The organism is Rhodoferax sp. AJA081-3, from assembly GCF_017798165.1.
GTDB lineage: Bacteria > Pseudomonadota > Gammaproteobacteria > Burkholderiales > Burkholderiaceae_C > Allorhodoferax.
In genome coordinates, this window is sequence record NZ_CP059068.1 from 698,678 (window position 1) to 720,584 (window position 21,907).

At 59.0% G+C, this 21,907-nt stretch carries 24 protein-coding genes and 1 tRNA gene; 12 read left to right on the top strand and 13 right to left on the bottom strand.

Translation table 11 applies throughout. The features are described from left to right. Positions 1-3: 3 nt before the first annotated feature. Positions 4-846 (bottom strand): protein-L-isoaspartate(D-aspartate) O-methyltransferase, encoded by an 843-nt coding sequence (locus HZ993_RS03245; RefSeq protein ID WP_209395842.1) that lies wholly within the window; start codon positions 844-846, stop codon positions 4-6. Further along, positions 843-1,634 (bottom strand): 5'/3'-nucleotidase SurE, encoded by a 792-nt coding sequence (gene surE / locus HZ993_RS03250; protein WP_209395843.1) that lies wholly within the window; start codon positions 1,632-1,634, stop codon positions 843-845. The genes HZ993_RS03245 and surE overlap by 4 nt, the downstream gene beginning before the upstream one ends. Positions 1,635-1,765: 131 nt before the next feature. Between surE and HZ993_RS03255 the strand changes: the two genes are divergently transcribed. The 3 genes from HZ993_RS03255 to mobA all read left to right on the top strand — a co-directional run bounded on the left by HZ993_RS03255 (position 1,766) and on the right by mobA (position 4,261). Further along, positions 1,766-2,740: an NADPH:quinone oxidoreductase family protein gene (locus HZ993_RS03255; RefSeq protein ID WP_209395844.1), complete on the top strand. Its 975-nt coding sequence runs from the start codon at positions 1,766-1,768 to the stop codon at positions 2,738-2,740. A gap of 107 nt (positions 2,741-2,847) precedes the next feature. Further along, a complete protein-coding gene (locus HZ993_RS03260; RefSeq protein WP_209395845.1) occupies positions 2,848-3,666 on the top strand; it encodes a hypothetical protein in 819 nt (272 codons plus the stop codon). A 4-nt stretch (positions 3,667-3,670) separates the two neighbouring features. After that, the gene (gene mobA / locus HZ993_RS03265; RefSeq protein WP_209395846.1) at positions 3,671-4,261 is read left to right on the top strand and encodes a molybdenum cofactor guanylyltransferase MobA; all 591 of its coding nucleotides are present in this window, start codon (positions 3,671-3,673) and stop codon (positions 4,259-4,261) included. Positions 4,262-4,308: 47 nt separating this feature from the next. On the opposite strand, the gene HZ993_RS03270 is transcribed toward mobA, so the two are convergent. From HZ993_RS03270 to HZ993_RS03315, 10 genes are all read right to left on the bottom strand, one after another. Beyond that, positions 4,309-4,385, bottom strand: a tRNA-Pro gene (locus HZ993_RS03270). 13 nt (positions 4,386-4,398) lie between these two features. Next, positions 4,399-4,872: a MerR family transcriptional regulator gene (locus HZ993_RS03275; RefSeq protein WP_245213806.1), complete on the bottom strand. Its 474-nt coding sequence runs from the start codon at positions 4,870-4,872 to the stop codon at positions 4,399-4,401. A 121-nt stretch (positions 4,873-4,993) separates the two neighbouring features. Next, positions 4,994-5,311: an integration host factor subunit alpha gene (locus HZ993_RS03280; protein ID WP_209395847.1), complete on the bottom strand. Its 318-nt coding sequence runs from the start codon at positions 5,309-5,311 to the stop codon at positions 4,994-4,996. A 37-nt stretch (positions 5,312-5,348) separates the two neighbouring features. Then, positions 5,349-7,787: a phenylalanine--tRNA ligase subunit beta gene (pheT, locus tag HZ993_RS03285; protein ID WP_209395848.1), complete on the bottom strand. Its 2,439-nt coding sequence runs from the start codon at positions 7,785-7,787 to the stop codon at positions 5,349-5,351. 42 nt (positions 7,788-7,829) lie between these two features. Next, positions 7,830-8,903 carry a phenylalanine--tRNA ligase subunit alpha gene (gene pheS, locus HZ993_RS03290; protein WP_209395849.1) on the bottom strand — a complete coding sequence of 358 codons (1,074 nt, stop codon included), beginning with the start codon at positions 8,901-8,903 and terminating at the stop codon, positions 7,830-7,832. 103 nt (positions 8,904-9,006) lie between these two features. Further along, complete coding sequence (gene rplT / locus HZ993_RS03295) at positions 9,007-9,366, bottom strand: 50S ribosomal protein L20 (RefSeq protein ID WP_209395850.1); 360 nt, start codon at positions 9,364-9,366, stop codon at positions 9,007-9,009. Between the two features lie 25 nt (positions 9,367-9,391). Beyond that, positions 9,392-9,595, bottom strand: coding sequence for a 50S ribosomal protein L35 (rpmI, locus tag HZ993_RS03300; RefSeq protein WP_029707661.1), 204 nt, complete (start codon positions 9,593-9,595; stop codon positions 9,392-9,394). A 157-nt stretch (positions 9,596-9,752) separates the two neighbouring features. Next, entirely contained in the window at positions 9,753-10,349 is a 597-nt protein-coding gene (gene infC / locus HZ993_RS03305) for a translation initiation factor IF-3 (RefSeq protein WP_209398251.1), read from the bottom strand. Between the two features lie 76 nt (positions 10,350-10,425). Further along, positions 10,426-12,360: a threonine--tRNA ligase gene (gene thrS, locus HZ993_RS03310; RefSeq protein ID WP_209395851.1), complete on the bottom strand. Its 1,935-nt coding sequence runs from the start codon at positions 12,358-12,360 to the stop codon at positions 10,426-10,428. A 219-nt stretch (positions 12,361-12,579) separates the two neighbouring features. Then, positions 12,580-13,779, bottom strand: a complete 1,200-nt coding sequence (locus HZ993_RS03315) for a hypothetical protein (protein WP_209395852.1) — start codon at positions 13,777-13,779, stop codon at positions 12,580-12,582. A gap of 152 nt (positions 13,780-13,931) precedes the next feature. On the opposite strand from HZ993_RS03315, the gene HZ993_RS03320 reads away from it, so the two are divergent. The 7 genes from HZ993_RS03320 to HZ993_RS03350 all read left to right on the top strand — a co-directional run bounded on the left by HZ993_RS03320 (position 13,932) and on the right by HZ993_RS03350 (position 18,247). Then, positions 13,932-14,231, top strand: coding sequence for a flagellar basal body rod protein (locus HZ993_RS03320; protein ID WP_209395853.1), 300 nt, complete (start codon positions 13,932-13,934; stop codon positions 14,229-14,231). A 296-nt stretch (positions 14,232-14,527) separates the two neighbouring features. Then, positions 14,528-14,815 (top strand): DnaJ domain-containing protein, encoded by a 288-nt coding sequence (locus HZ993_RS03325; RefSeq protein WP_209395854.1) that lies wholly within the window; start codon positions 14,528-14,530, stop codon positions 14,813-14,815. Continuing rightward, a complete protein-coding gene (locus HZ993_RS03330; protein ID WP_209395855.1) occupies positions 14,816-15,352 on the top strand; it encodes a hypothetical protein in 537 nt (178 codons plus the stop codon). A 4-nt stretch (positions 15,353-15,356) separates the two neighbouring features. After that, positions 15,357-16,118: a hypothetical protein gene (locus HZ993_RS03335; protein ID WP_209395856.1), complete on the top strand. Its 762-nt coding sequence runs from the start codon at positions 15,357-15,359 to the stop codon at positions 16,116-16,118. Next, complete coding sequence (locus tag HZ993_RS03340; protein ID WP_209395857.1) at positions 16,118-17,329, top strand: hypothetical protein; 1,212 nt, start codon at positions 16,118-16,120, stop codon at positions 17,327-17,329. Before HZ993_RS03335 ends, HZ993_RS03340 begins: the two co-directional genes overlap by 1 nt. 81 nt (positions 17,330-17,410) lie before the next feature. Beyond that, positions 17,411-17,647 carry a hypothetical protein gene (locus tag HZ993_RS03345; RefSeq protein WP_209395858.1) on the top strand — a complete coding sequence of 79 codons (237 nt, stop codon included), beginning with the start codon at positions 17,411-17,413 and terminating at the stop codon, positions 17,645-17,647. Between the two features lie 12 nt (positions 17,648-17,659). Then, a complete protein-coding gene (locus tag HZ993_RS03350; RefSeq protein WP_209395859.1) occupies positions 17,660-18,247 on the top strand; it encodes a thioredoxin fold domain-containing protein in 588 nt (195 codons plus the stop codon). A 34-nt stretch (positions 18,248-18,281) separates the two neighbouring features. Here HZ993_RS03350 and HZ993_RS03355 read toward each other — a convergent pair whose 3' ends face one another. Next, positions 18,282-18,884, bottom strand: coding sequence for a glutathione peroxidase (locus HZ993_RS03355; RefSeq protein WP_209395860.1), 603 nt, complete (start codon positions 18,882-18,884; stop codon positions 18,282-18,284). A gap of 162 nt (positions 18,885-19,046) precedes the next feature. On the opposite strand from HZ993_RS03355, the gene HZ993_RS03360 reads away from it, so the two are divergent. Both HZ993_RS03360 and HZ993_RS03365 read left to right on the top strand, forming a co-directional pair. Beyond that, complete coding sequence (locus HZ993_RS03360) at positions 19,047-21,083, top strand: carbohydrate-binding module family 20 domain-containing protein (protein ID WP_209395861.1); 2,037 nt, start codon at positions 19,047-19,049, stop codon at positions 21,081-21,083. A gap of 129 nt (positions 21,084-21,212) precedes the next feature. After that, complete coding sequence (locus HZ993_RS03365; protein ID WP_209395862.1) at positions 21,213-21,863, top strand: DUF922 domain-containing protein; 651 nt, start codon at positions 21,213-21,215, stop codon at positions 21,861-21,863. Positions 21,864-21,907 lie beyond the last annotated feature (44 nt).

A 21,907-nucleotide genomic window follows, 5' to 3' on the forward strand; every position in this document is an offset into this window, starting at 1 on the left:
CCTTCAAGCAACACCCGATTTTAGGGGGACAAAATGCACGGCTTCCAAAATGGTCTGGCGCACACCCTGTGCTGTTTTATCCAGCACCAAGAGGGCCTGGGCACTGCCGGCCGCACCTGGCGCCCCCATGGTGACCACCGGCGCCACCAGCCGCCCGCCCACGGCCAGTTGGTCGACCCAGGCCTGCGGCACGGCCTCGCCACCCGCCGCGGCAATGATGGCCGCATACGGTGCGCCCTTGGGGTAACCCACCATGCCGTCGCCAAACAGCAGGTGCAGATTGGGCAGGCGCAGGTGGCGCAGGTTGTCGCGCGCACGGTCGTGCAGGCCGCGCAGGCGCTCGATGCTGTAGACCTCGGTGGCCAGGCAGCTCAACACGGCGGCCTGGTAACCGCAGCCGGTGCCGATTTCCAGCACCCGTCCCAGCTTGCCGCTGTGGCCGTTGCGCAGCAGCTCCAGCATGCGCGACACCACACCGGGTTTGGAAATGGTCTGGCCCAGCCCAATAGGCAGGCTGGTGTCTTCATAGGCCTGGTTAATCAGGGCACTGTCTACAAAGCGGTGGCGTTCGATGGTGCCCATGGCAGCCAACACATGGGCATCGGTAATGCCTCCGGCCGCCAGTTTTTGCACCATGCGGGCGCGCACAGCGCTGGATTCCATGCCATGGCCTTGTGGCGCGGCCGGTTTGGCCGCGTTGGCGTTTTTGCTAACACCGGCAGGTGCGGCACTGGTTTGAGTTGTTGGGGCCGCCGCTTTGGCGGGCGCTGGCACCCCATGGGCGTTGGGCCGGTTTTTGGCCAGTGTGGTGTCCAGCCGGGCGGGGAACGAGGGGCGTTGTTTCATGGCGCGGCAACTGGCGCGGGTTGGGGTGCAGCACCCGACAAACGCGACGCGGTTTGTGCCCAGTAGCGCAGGCTGTCGTGGTCCGTCAAATCCACCTTCAAGGGTGTGATGGACATATGGCCCTGGGCCGTGGCGTGGAAGTCGGTGCCTTCGGCGTCATCCTTGACCGGGCCAGCCGCACCAATCCAGTACATGGTGTCGCCGCGTGGGCTCTTTTGCTGGATCACCTTTTCAGCCGCATGGCGCTTCCCCAAGCGGCACAGCTTGGTGTTGCCAATTTGTTCGTAAGGCAAGTTGGGAATGTTGACGTTGAGCAGAAACGGCGTGTGGGTGATCAACTGCTGTTGCTCCATGGACTGCACCAGTTCACGCACCTTGCGTGTGGCGCTGTCCAGGTGGTGCCAGTCTTTCTCCACCTGTGAAAAGGCAATGGCCGGGATACCAAACAGAAACCCCTCCATGGCAGCACCCACCGTGCCCGAATAAATCGTGTCATCCCCCATATTGGCGCCGTTGTTGATGCCGGAGACCACCAGATCGGGCCGGTAATCCAGCAGACCGGTCAGCGCAATGTGTACGCAGTCAGCCGGTGTGCCATTCACAAAACGAAACCCATTGCTGGCCTGGTGCACGTACAGGGGCGAATGAAGGGTCAGCGCGTTGGATTTGGCGCTGTTGTTTTGCTCGGGCGCTATCACCTCCACTTCGGCAACATCTTTCAGCGCCTCGTACAGCGCCATCAGGCCAGGGGCCAGGTATCCATCGTCATTGGAAATCAGAATTTTCATACATCTTGGGGGGTTGAAGGACCATTGTAGGGGCCGCCAAGAACCCTCCACGTAACCGGGCCGGGTCGCCCCAGCGACATTTTTTGCCACAGCCACGGCCTATGATGCCCCAACTTTTTTTGGAGATTCCCATGCACGCCTGGCTTTGCGAAAACCCCACCGGTATCGACGCCCTGAACTGGAAAGAACTACCCACGCCCCAGCCCAAAGCGGGTGAGGTGCTATTGGAAATCAAGGCCGCCAGCCTGAACTTCCCCGACATCCTGATCGTGCAAAACAAGTACCAGATGAAACCCGCCCTGCCCTTTGTGCCGGGTTCGGAATACGCCGGCATCGTGCAGGCGGTGGGTGAAGGTGTGACCCATCTGAAGGTCGGCCAGAGCGTGGCCTGCCTCAGCGGCACCGGCGGCTTTGGCACCCACACCATCGCCCCAGCTGCGCTGTGTATGCCGCTGCCGCCGGGCTTCCCCATGGTGGATGCCGCGGCTTTCATCATGATCTATGCCACGTCTTACCACGCGCTGGTAGACCGGGCCCAGTTGAAGGCCGGTGAAACCGTGCTGGTGCTGGGCGCGGCCGGTGGTGTGGGCACGTCTGCCATCCAGATTGCCAAGGCCATGGGTGCCAAAGTGATCGCGGCCGCATCCACACAAGAAAAATGCGACCTGTGCAAGAAGATCGGCGCCGATGCCACCATCAACTACTCCACCGAGAATCTACGCGACGCGCTGAAGGCCTTGACCGACGGCAAGGGCCCGGACGTCATTTATGACCCCGTGGGTGGCGACTTTGCCGAGCCGGCCTTCCGATCCATTGCCTGGCGCGGGCGTTACCTGGTGGTGGGCTTTGCATCTGGCCCCATTCCCGCCCTGCCCTTCAACCTGGCCCTGCTCAAGGGTGCGTCCATCGTGGGGGTGTTCTGGGGCGACTTCGCCAAGAAAGAACCCAAGGCCAATGCCGCCATGATGGGCGAACTGGCCCAGTGGTACGGCCAGGGCAAGATCAAGCCGGTGATTGACCGCATCATGCCCATGGCTGAGCTCAAGGCTGCGTATGCCCACATGGGCTCGCGCGGCGTCATGGGCAAGCTGGTGATGGTGAACTAGGGCAAACCATTGCTATATTTTGTATAGCTATTCGGGTATATTCCACGGGGGCTGAGGGGCGATTTAACCACTAACGACCTCGCCACAACCCCCTCCCGACCTGAAGCATGGCACACCGCTCTATCCCTTGGATCCGCCGACTCACCGTCGGCATGGTGTGTGCCATCGTGTTGGCTTGCGGCGGCGCCGGGCCCACTGTCAGTCCGGCGACCCCAACCACCACCGCCGCACCAACCAACAGCACCGTTGCTTCTGCCGACATCCGTGTATTGATGATGGGCAACAGCCACACCGCAGTCCATGGCCTGCCGCAACGCCTGCACGCCATGCTGGTGGCCGGACGACCGGGCAAAACGGTGGCGGTGAGTGTTGCACCAGACTCCCTGTTTCTGGACGAACACCGGTACAACACAAGCACCCTCCAGCTGCTGGAGGGCCAGACCTGGAGTGCCGTCATCCTGCAAGCCCAGAAATACAGCACCAGCGGTCTCCATACCTATTCGACCACAGAGGCCCAGGCCCTGGTACGCATGGCGCGTACGTCCAAGGCGCTGCCGGTGATGTTTCCGGAGTGGCCACGCCGTGGCGTCGCCGAAACCGACCGCATCTACAACCTCCACGTATCCATCGCGCAAAAGGAGCCCGCCTGCGTAGCCCCCATGGGCCAAGCCTGGGACCTGGCCACGCAACGCCACCCTGGTCTGGCACTCTACGCTGCCGATAGCAACCATGCCACCGCGGCGGGAGCGCATCTGGCCGCGCTGGTGATGTTTGCCAGCCTGACCGGTGTGCCACCCAACAGCCTGCCAACCCTTGCCCCCAGCGACATACCGCCCGACGTGCAAGCCCAGCTCCAACAGGTGGTGGCCGACACCTTGCAAACCGTCGACCCACACAAGCACTGCCCTGCGGACACGCTTCTTTAACAACATGGAAATTACCGGGCTAATACTTGCAGGTGGACGTGGCTCCCGCATGGGCAGCATAGACAAGGGCTTGGCCCTATTGGGCGGACACCCCATGGTGCAACATGTGCTGACCCGGCTGCAACCCCAGGTACAGCGCCTGTTGATCAGCGCGAACCAAAATGCAGATGCCTATGCGGCATTTGGTGTGCCGGTCTGGCCCGACGCCATGCCCAACTTTGCCGGCCCGCTGGCAGGTTTGCAAACGGGCTTGGTGCATTGCCAAACGCCTTATCTGGTGACCGCTCCCTGCGACTCCCCTTTTCTGCCCACTGATTTGGTCGCCCGGTTGTCGGCAGCTCTGACAGCCGCGGACGCTGACCTCGCCGTTGCAGTGACCGGCACCGGCGATACCCGCCAGCCGCACCCTGTGTTTTGCCTGACCAAAGTTTCGGTGCTGCCCCATCTGACCGCATTCCTACAGGGCGGTGGCCGCAAGGTTGAGCGCTGGTATGCAACGCTGCGCGTGGCCGAAGTGCACTTTGCAGACGAGGCTGCGTTTCGCAACATCAATACGCTGGCAGAGCTGCAGCAGTCAGAAAGTACCCGGCCATGAAAAAAGCCTTCGAAGATTGCGCTTCGAAGGCTTTTGTCGTATCTATATGGTCGGTGTGAAAGGATTCGAACCTTCGACCCCTTGCACCCCATGCAAGTGCGCTACCAGGCTGCGCCACACACCGATCTAGCCTTCAATTATAACCCGGCTAAACAGCAGTTCTTGGGCTCAAGCCACCAACAACTCACGAATTTCAAAAATTCTCGGCGCACCTGTAGCAATTGCGTGGAGTTATCGTCCACCAGATCGGGCGATTGGCTGTCTTCGAAGTCGTCCATGTCAACATCGTCGACCTCCAACACCTCGACGCCTTCGAGCATGACCTCGCCATTGCGTTTCTTGTCGCGCTCACTTTGCAGTATTTCCTGCATTTTGTTGCGGGCACCACTGATCGTAAAACCCTGGTCATACAACAAATCGCGTATGCGGCGAATCATCAGGACCTCATGGTGCTGGTAGTAGCGCCGATTGCCGCGCCGCTTCATAGGGCGTAGTTGCGTGAACTCTTGCTCCCAATACCGTAGCACATGGGGTTTTACGCCGCACAAATCCCCCACCTCACCGATGGTGAAATAACGCTTGGCGGGAATGGGGGGGAGAGTTTTCTCCATTGAAATCAATGCTGTACGAGGGAAAGCGTAGAGGTTACTCTAAGTTTTGCCTCAGTGCAAAGACTGATTGCGGCAGTGCCGCACAAATTGTTACGTTTGTGTCACAAACGCGTGAAAGTGTTCAGGAGACTTCCTGGATTTGCTCTTTGAGCTTGTGGCTGGCGTGGAAGGTCACGACGCGTCGGGCCTGGATGGGAATGGCCTCGCCGGTACGCGGATTGCGGCCAGGCCGGGGTGCCTTGGTTCGGATCTGGAAATTGCCAAAGCCCGAAATCTTGACATCCGTGCCGTCGACCAAGCTGGCTGCGATCAAGTCAAAGAAGGCGTCGATCATGTCCTTGGATTCGCGCTTGTTCAGACCGATCTGCTCAAACAGCAAATCGGCCAGTTGCGCCTTGGTCAGTGCCGGGGTTTCCAGACTCTCAACAGAAAAATCCATGGCTGCGCTATCCTTTTCTTGTAACACAGTGACTCCGTCAGACACGCTGGCGGGCGCCCAAGGACGCCGTCAGCTGTTCCACAATGGCTTTCACAGCCGACTCAATCTGCTCTTCGGACAAGGTGGCGTCGTCGCTGTTCAGCGTGAGACGCACTGCCAGGCTGCGATCCGTCGCGCCATCGGCCACAGGGGCCGCGTCTTTGGCCAACTTGGGGCGGTACACATCAAACAACTGAGCATCACGCAGCAGACCGGACGTAGGCGCTGCCCAGATGGCAGCCATCAGCGCGGCATGGGTCACGTCATCTGCAACCACCACCGCGATGTCGCGCTGCACCGGCTGCAGCTTGGCAACGGGCTTGAACTCGGCCACACGGCGTTGCAGCACGGCATCCAGGTCCAGCTCGAACAACACCGGCGCCTGCGTCAGCTCAAACTGCTGGCGCCATTGGGGGTGCAGTTCGCCGACAAAACCGATGGCCTTGCCGTCCAACACAACCTGTGCGCAACGACCGGGGTGCATGGCGGGATGGTTACCGGGCGCAAACTGGGCTTGCAGCGGTGCCAGCAAGGCTTCCACATCACCTTTGATGTCAAAGAAATCTACGCCCTGCTCTTTGCGGCCCCACTGCAATAAATCGGCACTTCCACTGGCCAGACCGGCCACACGCATGGGCTGGTCGAACCCTTCGACCGTGGCGTCTGTGCTCTTGACCGAAGCATCGCGCAGGAACACACGGCCCAACTCAAACACACGCACACGCGGTTGTTTACGGGCTTGGTTGAACTTCAGCACTTGCAGCAGCGAACCCAACAAGGACGAGCGCATCACGCTCATCTGGCTGGCAATCGGGTTCAGCAGTTTGATGGGATTGGGGTTGCCCGCCAGACCATGCTCCCAGCTTTCTTCAACAAAGCTGAAGTTGATGGTTTCCTGGTAACCCAAGGCCGCCAGCGAACGGCGCACGGCGAATGGTCCGCGCGCAGCCTCGGTGCGGATCTTGGCGGTGATAGGTGCCAGCGGCGGCGTGTGCGGCAGGTTGTCGTAACCCACCATACGCGCGATTTCTTCGATCAGGTCTTCTTCGATCTGCAGGTCGAAACGGTAAGACGGTGGCACCAGGGTCAACACGCCCTCAGCTTGTGTCACGGTCAGGCCCAGGCGCTCCAGCGCGTCCACGCACTGGGCTTGTGTCAAGGGCATGCCGATGACCTTGCTGGCTCGGGCCACACGCACGCTGACCGGTGCGGGCACCGGCATGCGGGGTTGGTGGTCGTCCACTGGGCCGCAACTGGTGCTGCCTGTGCCGCAGATATCGTTGATGAGCTGGCTCAGGCGTTCGATGTGTTCGATCGTCAATTGCGGATCCACACCGCGCTCGAAGCGGTGGCCAGCATCGGTCGAGAAGTTAAAGCGGCGCGAGCGCCCTGCGATGGATTTGGGCCACCAGAAGGCAGCTTCCACATACACGTGTTGTGTGTCGTCGGTCACGGAGGTGGCGTCGCCACCCATGATGCCTGCCAGGGATTCGACCTGCACGTCGTCGGCAATCACGCCCACTTTTTCGTCGACGGTCACGGTGTTGCCGTTCAGCAGCTTAAGCTGTTCACCGGGCTTGCCCCAGCGCACATCCAGGCCGCCATGGATCTTGTCCAAATCAAATATGTGGGACGGGCGGCCCAGTTCAAACATCACATAGTTGGAGATGTCCACCAGGGCTGTGACGCTGCGCTGGCCGCAGCGTGCCAGGCGATCCACCATCCACTGCGGTGTCTTGGCCTTGGTGTTGACGTTGCGGATCACACGACCGGAGAAGCGGCCGCACAGGTCGGGCGCGCTGATCTTGACCGCAACTTTGTCTTGGTTGCCAACAGCCACAGCCGGGAAGGTAGGCGACACCAACGGCGCACCGGTCAAAGCAGACACTTCACGGGCCACGCCGTAGACACTCAGGCAATGCGCCAGATTGGGCGTGAGCTTGAGTGTGAACAGGGTGTCGTCCAGATTCAGGTGCTCGCGGATGTTCTGGCCCAAGGGGGCGTCAGCGGCTAGTTCCAGCAGGCCACCGTGGTCATCGGCCAGTTGCAGCTCCTTGGCCGAGCACAACATGCCCTGGCTTTCGACGCCGCGCAGCTTGCCGACCTTGATCAGGAAAGGCTTGCCATCTTCACCCGGGGGCAACTCTGCCCCCACCAGCGCGCAAGGAATACGGATGCCAACACGGGCATTGGGTGCGCCGCACACAATGTTCAGCAACTCCGGCTGACCCACATCCACGGTGCAGACGCGCAAACGGTCAGCATTGGGGTGTTGCTCAGCCGTCTTGATTTCACCAACCACAATCTTGGTGAACGGAGGCGCGACTGGTTTGAGTTCTTCGACCTCCAGGCCGGCCATGGTCAGCGTGTCCGCCAACTGCTGCGTGGAAATGGGTGGGTTGCAGAAGGTGCGCAACCAGGATTCGGAGAATTGCATGGTACTTAATCGGTTCAGAATCGGTTTCGAGACGAGGCGTGCTTACTGGAACTGCGACAGGAAGCGAACATCACCATCAAAGAACAGCCGCAAATCGTTGACACCGTAGCGCAGCATGGTCAGGCGGTCCGGGCCCATGCCAAAGGCGAAGCCAATGTATTTTTCTGGGTCCAGGCCCATGTTGCGCACCACATTGGGGTGCACCTGGCCAGAGCCGGCCACTTCCAGCCAACGGCCGGCCAAGGGGCCGGTCTGGAACTGGATGTCGATCTCGGCGCTGGGCTCGGTGAATGGGAAGAAGCTGGGGCGGAAGCGCAGCACCAGGTCGTCCGATTCAAAGAAGGTGCGGCAGAAATCGGTGAAAACAAACTTCAGGTCCTTGAAGCTGACGTTCTCGCCCACCCACAGGCCTTCGCACTGGTGGAACATGGGTGAATGCGTGGCATCACTGTCGACGCGGTAGGTACGACCGGGCGCAATCACGCGAATCTCAGGCATATCTCCTGAAAACAGGCCAGAGCCCCCGCCACCATTGGCTTTGTTGCTATATTTTTTGACATGCTGCACCGCGTAGCGGATCTGCATGGGGCTGGTGTGGGTACGCAGCAAATTCGGCGCGGTCTCCGAGCCACCTTCCACATAGAAGGTGTCGTGCATGGAGCGCGCAGGGTGGTCTTCGGGCGTGTTCAGGGCTGTGAAGTTGAACCAGTCGGACTCGATCTCGGGGCCCTGCGCCACGTCAAAACCCATGGAGCCAAAAATCGCCTCGATGCGTTCCAGCGTCAGTGACACGGGGTGCAAACCGCCCTGCCCGCGCTGGCGGCCTGGCAGGCTCACATCCAGCGCCTCTGCGCGCAACTGGGCCTGCAGCTCCGCATCGGCCAATGCCTGGCGACGGTTCGTCAACGCGGTCTCGATGGCCTGCTTGGCGATATTGATGGCGGCGCCGCGGGATTTCTTCTCATCCACGCTCAAGGCTGCCATGCCTTTCATCAACTCGGTGATGCGGCCGGATTTGCCGAGGAACAGCGCTTTGGCGTTCTCCAGGTCAGCGGGCGTGACAGCTGCAGCAAAGGCCACTTGGGCAGACTCGACGATGGCGTTCAGATCGTTCATATATTCTTGGGGTCAATGAAAAAGGGCTAGCGCTCTTTCAAGCTCTAGCCCTTGTTCTATTTGCACTGATAGCTACCAAAACGATAGCATCACAGGGCGAAAATCAAGCAGCCAGCTTGGCCTTGACTTGCTCCACGATACCGGCAAAAGCCGCCATGTCGTGAATGGCGATATCGGACAGAACCTTGCGGTCGATCTCGATATTGGCTTTCTTCAGACCGTTGGCGAATTGGCTGTATGTCATGCCGCACTGGCGAGCAGCCGCATTGATACGGGCAATCCACAACTGACGGAAGACACGTTTCTTGGTACGACGGTCACGGTAGGCATATTGCCCAGCCTTCATTACCGCTTCTTTGGCGACGCGGAAGACATTACCGCGGCGACCGCGAAAACCTTTTGCAAGGGCCAGAACTTTTTTGTGGCGGGCGCGAGCCGTTACACCACGTTTGACGCGAGGCATGTGATTACTCCTTGTTCGTCGTTAATTAAATACCACGGCCTGGGAGCATCTGTGCCATATGACCCATATTGGTCGGATGGACAGTTACTGCACCGCGCAGATGGCGTTTATTTTTGGTGGTCTTCTTGGTCAAGATGTGACGTTTGAAGGCTTGGCCGCGCTTGACGGTTCCACCTGGACGGACGCGGAAGCGTTTCTTCGCCGCGCTCTTGGTCTTCATTTTGGGCATATTAATGCTCCTTCTTGCTTGTGCTCGTGAGGCGTCTGGAAACTACTTCCAGCCTTGTTGGCCCCGAGCCACTTATGTGGCGTGTTTTGCAACCTACCACTTGTGGGTGCCTTTCGGCATTCCACTTACCAGGGGGCTTTCGCCCCCCAATCTCTTTTTACGAAGCAGCAGGTGCTGTTGCTTCGGTTGCCGCCTTACCAGAAGTCGGCTTTTTCTTACCCGGGGCGATCATCATGATCATCTGACGCCCTTCGAGCTTAGGGAATTGCTCCACCACAATCAAATCAGCCAAATCGGCACGAATACGGTTCAACAACGCCATACCGATTTCCTGGTGGGTGATTTCTCGCCCCCGAAAACGCAAAGTGATCTTGCACTTGTCGCCATCGGCCAGGAAGCGCTTGATATTGCGCATCTTGATGTTGTAGTCGCCGTCATCGGTACCAGGGCGGAATTTGATTTCCTTGATTTCGATAACCGTCTGTTTGGCCTTGGCTTCTGCAGCCTTCTTCTGTTCCTGGTACTTGAACTTGCCGTAATCCATCAAACGACAGACCGGCGGGTTCGCCGTAGCAGCAATTTCAACCAGATCCACATCCAGCTCACCCGCCATACGGAGGGCTTCCATCAGGCTGACCACACCCAGTGGCTCATTCTCAGGGCCAGAGAGGCGAACCTCTGGGGCCATGATTTCACGGTTCAGGCGGTGTTTGCGTTCTTCACGCTGACGACGGTCACGAAATTCAGTAGCGATGGCTCAATCCTTCACAATATCTTTGCTACCAAAACAGTAGCTACAGCCGCACAGCCCACGCGGACAAACCAACTCATTAAGCCGACTTGTTGGCAATGTCACCCAGGATTTTTTGCACAAAGGCATCAAGGGGCATTGCACCGAGGTCTTGACCACCCCGGGCGCGCACTGCAACAGCACCGGCTGCCATTTCTTTGTCGCCAATAACGACCAGATACGGCAGCTTCTGCATCGAATGCTCGCGTATTTTATACGTAATCTTCTCGTTGCGCAGGTCTAAATTGACTCTAAGCCCTTGATTTTGCAGCGTTTTAGCCACGGAGCGGGCATATTCGGCCTGCGCATCGGTGATATTCAGCACCGCCACCTGCACCGGCGCCAGCCAGGCTGGCAGGGCTCCGGCACTGCCTTCGATCAGGATGCCGATGAAACGCTCCAGGCTACCGACAATGGCGCGGTGCAACATGATGGGACGGTGGCGGGCCCCGTCTTCACCCACAAATTCCGCGTCCAGACGCTCCGGCATATTGGGGTCGATCTGGATGGTGCCGCACTGCCAGGGGCGGCCCAATGCGTCTTTCAGCGTGTACTCGATCTTGGGGCCGTAGAAGGCGCCCTCACCCGGCAGGTACTCAAACTCACACCCTGAGGCACGCAGACCTTCCGCCAGGGCGGCCTCGGCACGGTCCCAACTTTCTTCTGTGCCAATGCGCTGGGCCGGGCGGGTCGCAATCTTGTAGATGATGTTGTGAAAGCCAAAGTCTGCATAGACCTTTTGCAGCAGCACGGTGAAGGCTTTCACCTCGCCCTGGATCTGGTCTTCGGTACAGAAGATGTGACCATCATCCTGCGTAAAGGCGCGCACCCGCATGATGCCGTGCAGGCCGCCCGAAGGCTCGTTGCGGTGGCAGGCACCGAATTCGCCGAAACGCAGCGGCAGGTCGCGGTAGCTCTTGACGCCGTGTTTGTAAATCAGGATGTGGCCGGGGCAGTTCATCGGCTTGAGCGCGTAGTCGCGCTTTTCCGACTCGGTGACGAACATGTTCTCGCGGTACTTGTCCCAGTGGCCGGTCTTCTCCCACAGCCCCTGGTCCAGGATCTGCGGGCCCTTGACTTCCTGGTAACCATTGTCCTGGTACACCTTGCGCATGTACTGCTCCACGCCCTGCCACAGCGTCCAGCCCTTGGGGTGCCAGAACACGGTGCCTGGGGAATGTTCGTCGATGTGGAACAGGTCCAGCTCGCGGCCCAACTTGCGGTGGTCGCGCTTTTCGGCCTCTTCCAGCATCGTCAAATGCTGCTGCAGTTCGACCTTGCTAGCCCAGGCCGTGCCGTAGATACGCTGCAGCATCTCGTTCTTGTGGTCGCCACGCCAGTAGGCGCCGGCCACCTTCATCAACTTGAAGTGCTTGAGCTTACCGGTGCTGGGCACGTGGGGGCCGCGGCACAAATCCTCGAACTTGCCTTCGCGGTACAGGAATACTTCCTGGTCCGCGGGGATGCTTTCAATGATCTCTGCCTTGTAGTGCTCACCCAGGCTCTTGAAATAGGCTACTGCCTCGTCGCGCGGCAACACGCGGCGTGTGACGGGTTCGTCCAGCGCAGCCAACGCGGTCATTTTCTTCTCGATGGCCACCAGGTCTTCTGGCGTAAAAGGACGCTTGTAGGAAAAATCGTAGAAAAAACCGTGCTCAATGACGGGGCCGATGGTCACCTGTGCTTCTGGGAACAATTCCTTCACCGCATAGGCCAGCAAGTGAGCCGTGGAGTGGCGGATGACCTCCAGGCCATCGGCGTCTTTGCCGGTGATGATGGACAGCGCACTATTGGCCGTCATCTGAAAGCTGGTGTCCACAACCTTTGCAGCATCAGCAGGCTCGCCTACAGCTCGGACTTTGCCGGCCAGCGCGGCCTTGGCCAGACCTGCGCCGATGGATGCGGCAACTTCGGCCACAGTGACTGGGCCGGGGAATTCACGTTGGGAACCGTCGGGGAGCGTAATTTGAATCATGGTGGGTGCCTAAAAAGAGTCGATCCGAAAAGCAAAAAGCGCGGAATGGTCCGCGCTTTACTATAAATTTGGTAGCTGGCTGCGCACAAGGCGCGCGGACTACGGCCTTATTCGCTTGTTGTGAATGTCGCCGGTGTAGTTCGCGGTGTCATAACCAGATTGCCTTTCTCGCTCTTATACAAAGTTGATCGCTGGATTTTAACCGCATTCGACTACCGCTCAATCACTCCACGGCGCACTGACAATCACCCAATTGGCATTGCCCGGCCCCTCATCGGTCGCATTGGACGTGGAAGCAGCAACATAAACCCGATACCGCCCATCCGCCGTCCGCACCATCACAGGGTCATTCAGCGAGTAGATCGTGATGCCAACGCTGGCGAAATCGGAGGTCTTCAGGCGCACACCGGGTTCACGCACGTAGTTGAGTCCATCGCTGCTGATAAAACTGTGGATTTCATTGGACCGCATCGTCACCATGCGGCGCCGACCGTCCGCTAACAGCAAGGTCTTGTTGTCGATAAAGGTGTTGCCACCGCCACCGGCGCCGTCATCCCCCAGAACATTGCTCTTGAGAAATGTAAAGCTGAGGCCATTGTCGGTTGAACGTGCCATGCGCAAATTGTTCTTGCCCATCAGGTCGCCCACATAAGTAAGGATCACCGAGTTGTCGCTGACGACATAACTGTTGTAGACCCCCAGTGTGTTGTTGTCACCGGCGGCCGGGCTGTAACGTATGCCGGCGTCGGCGGTGAAACTATTGCCGTCGGTTGAGCTGTAACTGGTCATCACCTTGGCAACCAGGTCGTATTGGTACAGGCGCCAAGTTCTGCCGTCGGGCATCAGTGTTTTCCGGGAGTCCACGGACCGGTTCGTGTAGGTCAGTGTTGTGGGATTGGCAAAACCCAAGCCATCCGTGGCAGATTGGAATCGGGTGATGTTGCCACTGCTGCGGTCCTGGTAGCCGAGGTAGGTAGTTCCGGTACTGTCCACCGATGCAAAAGGATTGCTTGCCTGGTTGACGCGTATGCCAGGGTCCGGCACCAGGCGCGGGTTCTTGGTGGCGATGACCTGGCCGAACTGCATAGGCACGGCGCCCGCTGCCAACACCATGGTGGCGGAGTAGGAATCAGTTCCCACACCGACCGCTGGAATACTGACCGCGCTGCCATCAAACGTCGCCGGGTCGTAACACGCACTAGTCGTCACCGCCGCACTATCCAGTTGAAACGCCATTGCCGCGCCACCGGCCAGTGAAAGCCGGACCTGGTACCGGGTGTTACCGACTGCCGCCGCTTCTAACGCCAACGCACCCGTGGTCGGGCTGAATGTGGCGACACACGTGACACGCTGGGCCCACGCTGGAGGGGCAACGAACCCGACGATGACCACCATCCACAACACATGGGCGAACGACATGGGCCTCCTCCTTTTGCGTTGGATGCACTGGCACTGGAAGTGGTTGGCGGGGCAACGCCCCCACTCTAGTCCTTATCGCATTTGTATCCAAGCGATAAAAGGACTAAGGTGTAGGTACACCCCAACCAAACCCCAGGTATCAGGCGCGACACATGGCTTCTGTTTCATCCATTTCCCAATCCGGCATGAACGCCGCACAAACCCGACTGGATTCGGCTGCCCACAATGTGGCCAACACCGAAACGAAAGCCTTTCGGAGGCAGGAAGTCATTCAGACCGAACAACAGGAAGGGGGCGTCTCAACCGCCCTCAGCCAATCCACAACAGAAGGGGCGGCGTTGGAAACCGATATGGTTGCGCAGTTGCAGGCCAAGAATGCGTTCCTGATGAACCTGCAAGTGTTCAAAACCAGCAACCAGATGACCGGGGCGTTGTTGGACCAAAAGGCGTAATCAGCCCATAAAAAATCCCCCAGCCGATGAAGGCTGGGGGATAAAGCGAGGTCAGACGAACAACCTCGCCAGGAGACGACCCTCAGTCGCAACCATGTCTAGCAAATTTGATGCCAAACCTGTCCAATGGGACAAGAACTGCTCGAAACGGACTGCATGGCACCTCGCTCCGATCAACCCGCGCGGCACGGCTTTGTGCATAACTGGGTAAAATAGAAGACGCACTTTTTTTGGAGCCTCTTTCATGCCTGTTAGCGCACCCCGAGCCATAAACGCCGCAACGTGCCGCATCTGAGGTGAAAGACCACTACGCAAGCCTGGGGCTCAACAGTTCAGCCAGTCTGGCCGATATCAAGAAGGCCTTCCGACAGCAAGCGTCCCTGCACCACCCGGATCGCAACGACGATCCTGGCGCACCAGCCCGTTTTCGAGCCGTGCAGGAGGCTTATGACGTGTTGTCTGACGACAGCAAACGCCAGGCCTACGACGACAACCGGCGACGCAACCTGTTGGACAGCCCCATCGACACCGCACGCGAAATTTGGCAGAACTATTTCAACCGACTTAACCTAGACCCACACTGAATGAACATTTCCCCCTACTTTCGCAATCTGCGCTCGGCCTACTCTGCAGAACTGGACGACCTGACATTTGACTCAGAAGGCGTCCACATCCTGGACAAACGCCTGAAGCAGCGGCGCAAGGAAATGGAATTTCTGGTCCACATGATGGAGATCAGCCCCGAAATGGTGGCCGTGGTCTTCCACAAAGGTTTTCGCTTCACATCCCTCGCCGCCATGGACGACCTGCTGAGCCGTGATGCCGATGCCCTGCCCGAATGGGATAGCCTGGCCCACGCGATTGAGCTGGCGCCCTGGACGCAAGAAATCGTCCACGTATTGCAGAAGCAACCCATGGGCGAATGGTTCATGACCGTAGCCGCCGCGCTGGAGTACATGCACAGCAAGCCTGAGTACCCACAAGCTGCCGAGTCGGACGACGAGGACGAAAACGAAGATGGTGATCACGGCGTGGAAGACGCTGAAGAGGCAGAAGCCCGCACGCGCGAAGAAGCCGGTGCCGACTGGATGGTCGAGCAAGGCTTTGACCGCAAGGAGTGATGGCATGGACAGCAACCTAGCCCTCATCGCCAAAACCCAGAGCCTGATCGCCGCCGGCGACATCGTGGGGGCTGAATCGGCCCTGGTCGAACTGGCCGACGCCGAAGGGGACGGCGCCCTATTGGTCGTACTGGAGCAATTGCCGCCCAAGGACATCCTGGCAGTGATACGCGAGTACGACAACTCCAAGGAATCCGTCATCAACCTGCTGGTCACACCCGAGATGTTTGCCCGGGCCGTGGTGATTGAAAAACAATACAAAGACCTGACCCGCACCCACTTGCGCGGCATGGTCAACTCGGTCATCTTCCGCGAAGATGCTGACCCGGTTGCATTTCTGATTGCGATTGGTGATCTGGAAGGTGGCAGTGAAGCCCTGGCCGACTACTTCTCCGAAAAATGGAGCCGTATCGAAGCATTTGCCCGCACCGGCACGTTTGACACGGTAGAAGACGACGGCGAAATGTTGTCCGAAACCGCCCTGCTGTCCCTGGCCTACGCACCACCCCGCATTGAGCTGGACGAAGTCACCGACCAGGATTGGATGCAACTGGCCTGGTTGTTGCGCCACGAATGCCCCGACCTCTTTACCGAAACCGTGATGGTGCTGCGCGCCAAGGCCCGCGCCCATGACCTGGGCCTGGACGATGACGACGACACGGTGGAAGAAGCCGAAGAAGACGATGGCAAGGTCGAAACAGGCGACACAGACCGCGGCAAGGCCACACCCGCTGCGCGCGAAGACGACGAGGAATCCGCGATCTGATGTCGCAGCAATCCGTATCGCTGTTTGACGCACGTCCGTTTTTCGAGAAAGCGCTGGCCTATGGCGTACAGCACGGCATCATCGACCAGACCAAGCTGGATGCCATATGCCAGGATGCGCCCAAAGGCATGGTGCAGATAGCACGCTACTTTGGCACCGAGTTCCTGCGCCCCGAGCTGGAAAAAGCCCGCGACCGTATGGTCAACCTGGTAAGTCTGTACCTGGAACACAGCAGCGGTGGTGACCTTCGCCGGGCGGCGGAGTCTTTGCGCGACAACTCCTTTTTGTCCCGCTCCAAAGGCGGCTCCGACATGCTCAAGGCGCTGATCGCCATGCCGCAAAACAGCCACTTCGGCATGAACGAGGGCACGGGCTTTACCGACGACCACATCCCGCTGCTGGCCAAATGGTCACTGCGTACGCTGCCCGAATACCAGGCCGAGCTGGCCCTGCGTCAACAGGCTACGCTGCTGGTCAATGCTGCCACCAGGATGGCCGAGACCCTGGGCCTGAACGCAGAAGAATTAGAGGAAGCTGGCAAAGACGCCGAAGCCGTAATCCGCACTGCCCTGTTGGCACGTTTATCGCGCCGCACAGAGATGCCGGACTGGGTTGCGTTTGAAAAGCTGATCCTGGCGTTGCGCAAGAAATACCCCAGCGCCGACAGCGTGCCTGCCATCACCCTGCCCAAAGACCTGCCGCCCCGCTTCGTGCCCGTGGTGGAGCGCGTGCAGCAGTCTGTGTTGGTAGATATGCCCAAGATACTGGATGCCAAACTGCCTGCGCGCAAGCTGTTTGACCAGACCCCAGCATTCATGGGCCGCTACTTCTGGCTGGAAGACGCCGTCAGCGAAGTCGACCACTTCGACCGCAATGCCTCAGCCGCGTGGAACAAGGCGACGGGCGGACATGGTGACGACGGCTCCCTGCTTACCCTGTTTCTCTGCGTGGCCGCCGGTAGCCCGCCCAAAACGGTTTTGACTGAAAAGTCAGCCGCCACCCTGGTTCGCAAAATCCGCAAATCCGGGCTGAAACTCGATCTGGCCAGCCAATACATTGCAGACAACGCGCCGCAACACTCCCAAAGTGATTACATCCAGCTGTGGGAGGCCTTTGTCGAAGACGCCGAGTCCACCTTGGTCAGTGACCGTGACTACGCACTCAACGATGCCCTGTCGCTGCTGCGGCGCGAGTGCAACATCGCAGCCTAAACCCGCACGGCAGAGCATAAATTGCGAGCGCCACACGAATCCGTTAAAGTGTCAGCAGCCCAGCCAACCGAGGGAACCGTAGTGAACAACAAGCCACCCGCCCCTGCCCCCCGGCCACCTGCTGCAGAGCGCTCCACCGAACGTTACCTGCCAGGCGACCCCATCCCCGTACCCGATGCCGTAGAAGCCAACACCGAGTCCACCTGGGCTCTGTTCTCTGACGTGCCCCGGCAACCCGAACCCGACTTTTTAGACACCGTGCCCGCCTCCATGCTGGAGGAAGACCTGGCCGCCACACTTCGCAAACGTACCGAGTAGAAAACACCTCCCATGCACTTGAATCGCCTGTTGTTCACCCTGGTCGCCTGCTCCACACTGCTGCTGGGCGCCTGTTCACAAAAAGACTCTTCCACCGCCACCAACCAACCCACCAAACAAGAGGTTTCCGTAGACGCCGTGGCGGCACAAGCCAAAGGCTTTACCGTGGGTGCATTCATGAGCGCCAACACGGTCTATGTGTTTTTTGATCCGCAGTGCCCCCACTGCGGTCACCTGTGGCAAGCCTCGGTTCCCTTGCACAATAAGATCAAATTTGTATGGGTACCGGTAGCGTGGATCAATGCATCCAGCCTGCCCCAAGGCGCCGCTTTGCTGACTGCCGCCAACCCACTGGAGCTGATGACCGAGCACGAGACATCGCTGTTGTCTGGCAAAGGCGGCATATCGGCAACCGCCGGCATCACGCCAGAGATTGAGAAATCCATCAAGGCCAATACCGCGCTGCTCAACAGCTTTGGGGCCGAGTCCGTGCCCTATGTGGTGGCCAAAAATGCGCGTACTGGCCAGACGGTCAGCCGCAATGGCGCCATGACCACCGCGGCCTTGGCAGAGTTTGTCGGGGTCGACGCAACGCCCTGACCCGTTGTGACATAAAGCGCGCCCTGCTGCGCGCTTACGGCTGGCTCAAGGCCTTTTCAACCGCCGACACCAAGGTACTGCTTTCGGGCTCCACACTGCTGGGGTAATGGGCCAGCGCCTTGCCACGGCGGTCAATCAGATACTTGTTGAAATTCCACTTGGGCTCGGCCTGGGTCGCCTTGGCCAGCTCGGCATACAGCGCGTTTTTCTTAGGTCCCGCCACTTCGGTTTTGGCAAACATCGGGAACTTGACGCCATAGGTGTTGAAGCAGAAGTCTGCAATTTCTTTGGCCGACCCCGGCTCCTGTTCACCAAACTGGTTGGACGGAAAACCCAGCACCACCAGGCCCCTGCCCTGGTACTTGGCATACAAGGCCTCCAACCCCTCGTACTGCTTGGTAAAGCCGCAAAAACTTGCGGTGTTCACCACCAACACCACCTTGCCCGCGTACTGACACAGATTCTGGGGCGCGTCGTCCTGCAGGCGCGGAAACTGGTGCTTCAAGATAGCCGGACAGGCTGCAGCAGGTACCGAAACCGCCGCCGGAGCAGGCTTCTGTGCCATGGCACCCGCCAATGGCAACAAAGCCAGGGCCGCAAGCTGCAAGCCACGGCAGAAAGTGATTGAAGTGTTCATCGGTTCATTATGGATGCCTGCATAAAAGTAGTTTTACTATATTTAGCGCAGACATCTTCAAAGTAATCGCTTGTTTTCGGCGATATAGGCGTTTCCACTAGGTTTACATTTACGTAATAAAACTACACTTCGCCAGCCTCTTCAACCTTGAATGGAGTAGACATGACAACTGGCATCCCATCGCGCCTTCTTAAAACGCTCTTGGTCAGCTGCGCCCTGCTGGTCGGCGCCCTGACCACTGCAGCACCCGCCTATGCCCTCAACCCCAGCGACACGTCCGTGCAGATGTTCCGCTGGAAGTGGAATGACATCGCCAAAGAATGCACCAACTGGCTGGGCCCGCAGGGTTATGGCCGTTCGTTTACGAATCTGGTCAACACCTGCCACGCGGCCGGTGTGCGCGTCTATGCGGACGTGGTCGTCAACCACCTGGCGGCCGGCGCCGGCACAGCCACCAACGGCCAGACCTGGAACTCCACCACACTGACCTACCCCTTCTTCAGCGCCAGTGACTTCCACAGGAGTTGCGCCATACAGGACGCGGACTACGGCAACCCCGGCAACCAGAGCAGCATTCGCAACTGTCGCCTGGTCGGCCTGCCCGATTTGTCTACCGAGTCCACCTACGTGCGCGGCCAGATCAAGAACTACCTGACCAAGCTGCTGAACATGGGCTTTGACGGCTTCCGTTTTGATGCCTCCAAACACATGCAACCGGCTGACCTGCAGGCCGTGGTCAGCGGTGTGGCACAGACCACGCTGGCCGGTGCGCCGGTCTGGGCGACGCACGAGATCATCCCGGACGGCAACGTGAATCGCGCCGACTACTTCACCAGTGGCACGGTGAATGAATTCAAGTTCACCTACGCCATGCGCGAGACCTTCCGCGGCACCAACGGCAACCAGCTGTCGCAGATCCGCACCTATATGGGCACGCCCGGCAACTGGGGTGGAACCTGGGGTTTTGTCGACAGCGCCAAGGCCACGGTCTTCGTCAACAATTGGGACACCGAACGCAGCGGCGACTCGCTGATGGCCAGCAACTACACCGGCCTGGGCAATGACACCCAGGGCTCCAAGCGTTATGACCTGGCCAACATCTTCATGCTTGCCTGGCCCTACGGCCATGCGCAAATACACTCAGGTTTTCGCTTTACCAACAAGGACCAGACCAGCCCCAGCGCCAGCCCGTTTGACGCCAATGGCAACCCGCAGATCAACGTGAACTGGGACTTCATCCACCGCTGGAGCAACATCTCCAACATGGTCAAGTTCCGCTCCACCACCTCGGGCCAGGACGTCAACAACTTCACCAGCGGCACAACCAACCAGATCGCCTTTGGCCGTGGCAACAAAGGCTTTGTCGCTATCAACAATGAGTTCTCCGCCTGGAACACCACACTGCAAACCCAGATGCCAGCGGGCAGCTACTGCAATGTGATCGACGGCCAGCGCAATGCCGCCCAGACCGGCTGCACCGGCAGCACGGTGGTGGTCAGCGCCGCAGGTCAGATCAGCATCAATTTGCCCGCCAATGGCGGCAGCGCTGTGCCAGCTGTGGCGATCCATGCCAACCAGAAGCTCAACACCGACACCACGCCACCCAGCGTGCCCACGGGCTTGAGCAAAAGCAATGTGACATCCAGCGCGGCCACCATCAGCTGGAACGCATCAACCGACAACGTGGGCGTGTCCATCTACCGCCTGCTGCGCAATGGCGCACAGGTCACCACCGCGGTTTCCACCAGCGCCACCAACACCGGCCTGTCACCCGCCACCACCTACAGCTACGCCGTGCAGGCGCTGGATGCAGCGGGAAACGTATCTGCGGCCAGTAGCCCACTGTCCGTCACCACGTTAGCTGGGCCGGCCGGTTGCCAGGTGAAATTCACGATTGCGAACGCGAACACGACGGTAGGACAGAACCTGTATGTGGTCGGCAATCAGACGGCCATTGGCAATTGGACACCGGCATCGGGCTTTGCGCTGGCCATACAAGGCAGTGGCGCCAATGTGCCGTGGACGGGCACGGTCACGCTGCCGGTCAACACGGCCATTCAGTACAAATATGTGAAGTGGAATGGCAGTATGGCGGTGTGGGAGAGCAATCAGGCCACAGCCTCCGGCAACCGCGAAATGACAACGCCATCTACTTGTGCAAGTCCCATGGCGCGGAGTGATGGAAGCTTCAAGTTCTAGACTTGCCCGCATCCCAGCCAGCCCGCCCCGAGCGGGCTATTTTTTTCGATAGTCGGTCAGCCATCCCTCTGCGGCGCCCACCTAAAATGAATTGCACCACGACAAAAAATCCAAGGGGAGAACCATACGATGAAGCGCATTCTGGTAGCTGCCGCTATGGCCATCACGGCAAGCGCGAACGCCGCTATCTTCAAGTGTGCGGACGGCACCTACCAGGACAAGCCCTGTACGGCAGGCACCGAAAAAATCTTGACCGAAGCGTCCAAGGGAATTCCGATCACCATCGAGTTCACCGAAACAAGCTCCACCTATGATGTAACGCAGAGGGACCCCCGCGCACTATGGGCAGAGCTTGTGCAACAGCAATGGTTCGCCTACAACAGCAGCAAGAAGTTCAGCATCACAACCAAAGTCGAAGAGAAAAACAAAGTCTGCCAGATAACGGAAGCAACACTTCGCCTGTCCAACGACAATCATCTGCCAAACTGGATCCACTACGCCTCCGCAGACCGTGCCTCCCAAAAGTATTGGGACTGGGCACTGGCAGACGCGGTTCGGCATGAAAACGTACACAGGCAAATCTCGCGGGAGTTCCTGATGTTTCTCAAGGAAAAGATAGCCGGGATCGGACCGCAACCGTGTGACGCGCTGCCACGCAGAATCAAGCAGGAAGAAGCCCTGGGCTGGATTAACCTCAGCGAACGCCAGGCCAACTTCGACCGGCAGGAGGGCGGCAAAACAGCAAAAGAAATGTGGGCAAACGGTGGGCCCAAAAGATAGTGTGCGGTCAATCCTCTGGGGCGTGGACCTGAATCATTAGGTGA

Bases quoted from the DNA above. Each gene is read 5' to 3' on its own strand.
- HZ993_RS03365 (WP_209395862.1), top strand. From the start codon at position 21,213: ATGAAGCGCATTCTGGTAGCTGCCGCTATGGCCATCACGGCAAGCGCG.
- HZ993_RS03350 (WP_209395859.1), top strand. From the start codon at position 17,660: ATGCACTTGAATCGCCTGTTGTTCACCCTGGTCGCCTGCTCCACACTG.
- HZ993_RS03320 (WP_209395853.1), top strand. From the start codon at position 13,932: ATGGCTTCTGTTTCATCCATTTCCCAATCCGGCATGAACGCCGCACAA.
- pheT (WP_209395848.1), bottom strand. From the start codon at position 7,787: ATGCAATTCTCCGAATCCTGGTTGCGCACCTTCTGCAACCCACCCATT.
- mobA (WP_209395846.1), top strand. From the start codon at position 3,671: ATGGAAATTACCGGGCTAATACTTGCAGGTGGACGTGGCTCCCGCATG.
- HZ993_RS03280 (WP_209395847.1), bottom strand. From the start codon at position 5,311: ATGGATTTTTCTGTTGAGAGTCTGGAAACCCCGGCACTGACCAAGGCG.
- HZ993_RS03360 (WP_209395861.1), top strand. From the start codon at position 19,047: ATGACAACTGGCATCCCATCGCGCCTTCTTAAAACGCTCTTGGTCAGC.
- HZ993_RS03355 (WP_209395860.1), bottom strand. From the start codon at position 18,884: ATGAACACTTCAATCACTTTCTGCCGTGGCTTGCAGCTTGCGGCCCTG.
- HZ993_RS03275 (WP_245213806.1), bottom strand. From the start codon at position 4,872: ATGGAGAAAACTCTCCCCCCCATTCCCGCCAAGCGTTATTTCACCATC.
- HZ993_RS03260 (WP_209395845.1), top strand. From the start codon at position 2,848: ATGGCACACCGCTCTATCCCTTGGATCCGCCGACTCACCGTCGGCATG.
- HZ993_RS03330 (WP_209395855.1), top strand. From the start codon at position 14,816: ATGAACATTTCCCCCTACTTTCGCAATCTGCGCTCGGCCTACTCTGCA.
- HZ993_RS03335 (WP_209395856.1), top strand. From the start codon at position 15,357: ATGGACAGCAACCTAGCCCTCATCGCCAAAACCCAGAGCCTGATCGCC.
- HZ993_RS03315 (WP_209395852.1), bottom strand. From the start codon at position 13,779: ATGTCGTTCGCCCATGTGTTGTGGATGGTGGTCATCGTCGGGTTCGTT.
- rpmI (WP_029707661.1), bottom strand. From the start codon at position 9,595: ATGCCCAAAATGAAGACCAAGAGCGCGGCGAAGAAACGCTTCCGCGTC.
- rplT (WP_209395850.1), bottom strand. From the start codon at position 9,366: ATGCCTCGCGTCAAACGTGGTGTAACGGCTCGCGCCCGCCACAAAAAA.
- HZ993_RS03340 (WP_209395857.1), top strand. From the start codon at position 16,118: ATGTCGCAGCAATCCGTATCGCTGTTTGACGCACGTCCGTTTTTCGAG.
- HZ993_RS03245 (WP_209395842.1), bottom strand. From the start codon at position 846: ATGAAACAACGCCCCTCGTTCCCCGCCCGGCTGGACACCACACTGGCC.
- surE (WP_209395843.1), bottom strand. From the start codon at position 1,634: ATGAAAATTCTGATTTCCAATGACGATGGATACCTGGCCCCTGGCCTG.
- pheS (WP_209395849.1), bottom strand. From the start codon at position 8,903: ATGAACGATCTGAACGCCATCGTCGAGTCTGCCCAAGTGGCCTTTGCT.
- thrS (WP_209395851.1), bottom strand. From the start codon at position 12,360: ATGATTCAAATTACGCTCCCCGACGGTTCCCAACGTGAATTCCCCGGC.
- HZ993_RS03255 (WP_209395844.1), top strand. From the start codon at position 1,766: ATGCACGCCTGGCTTTGCGAAAACCCCACCGGTATCGACGCCCTGAAC.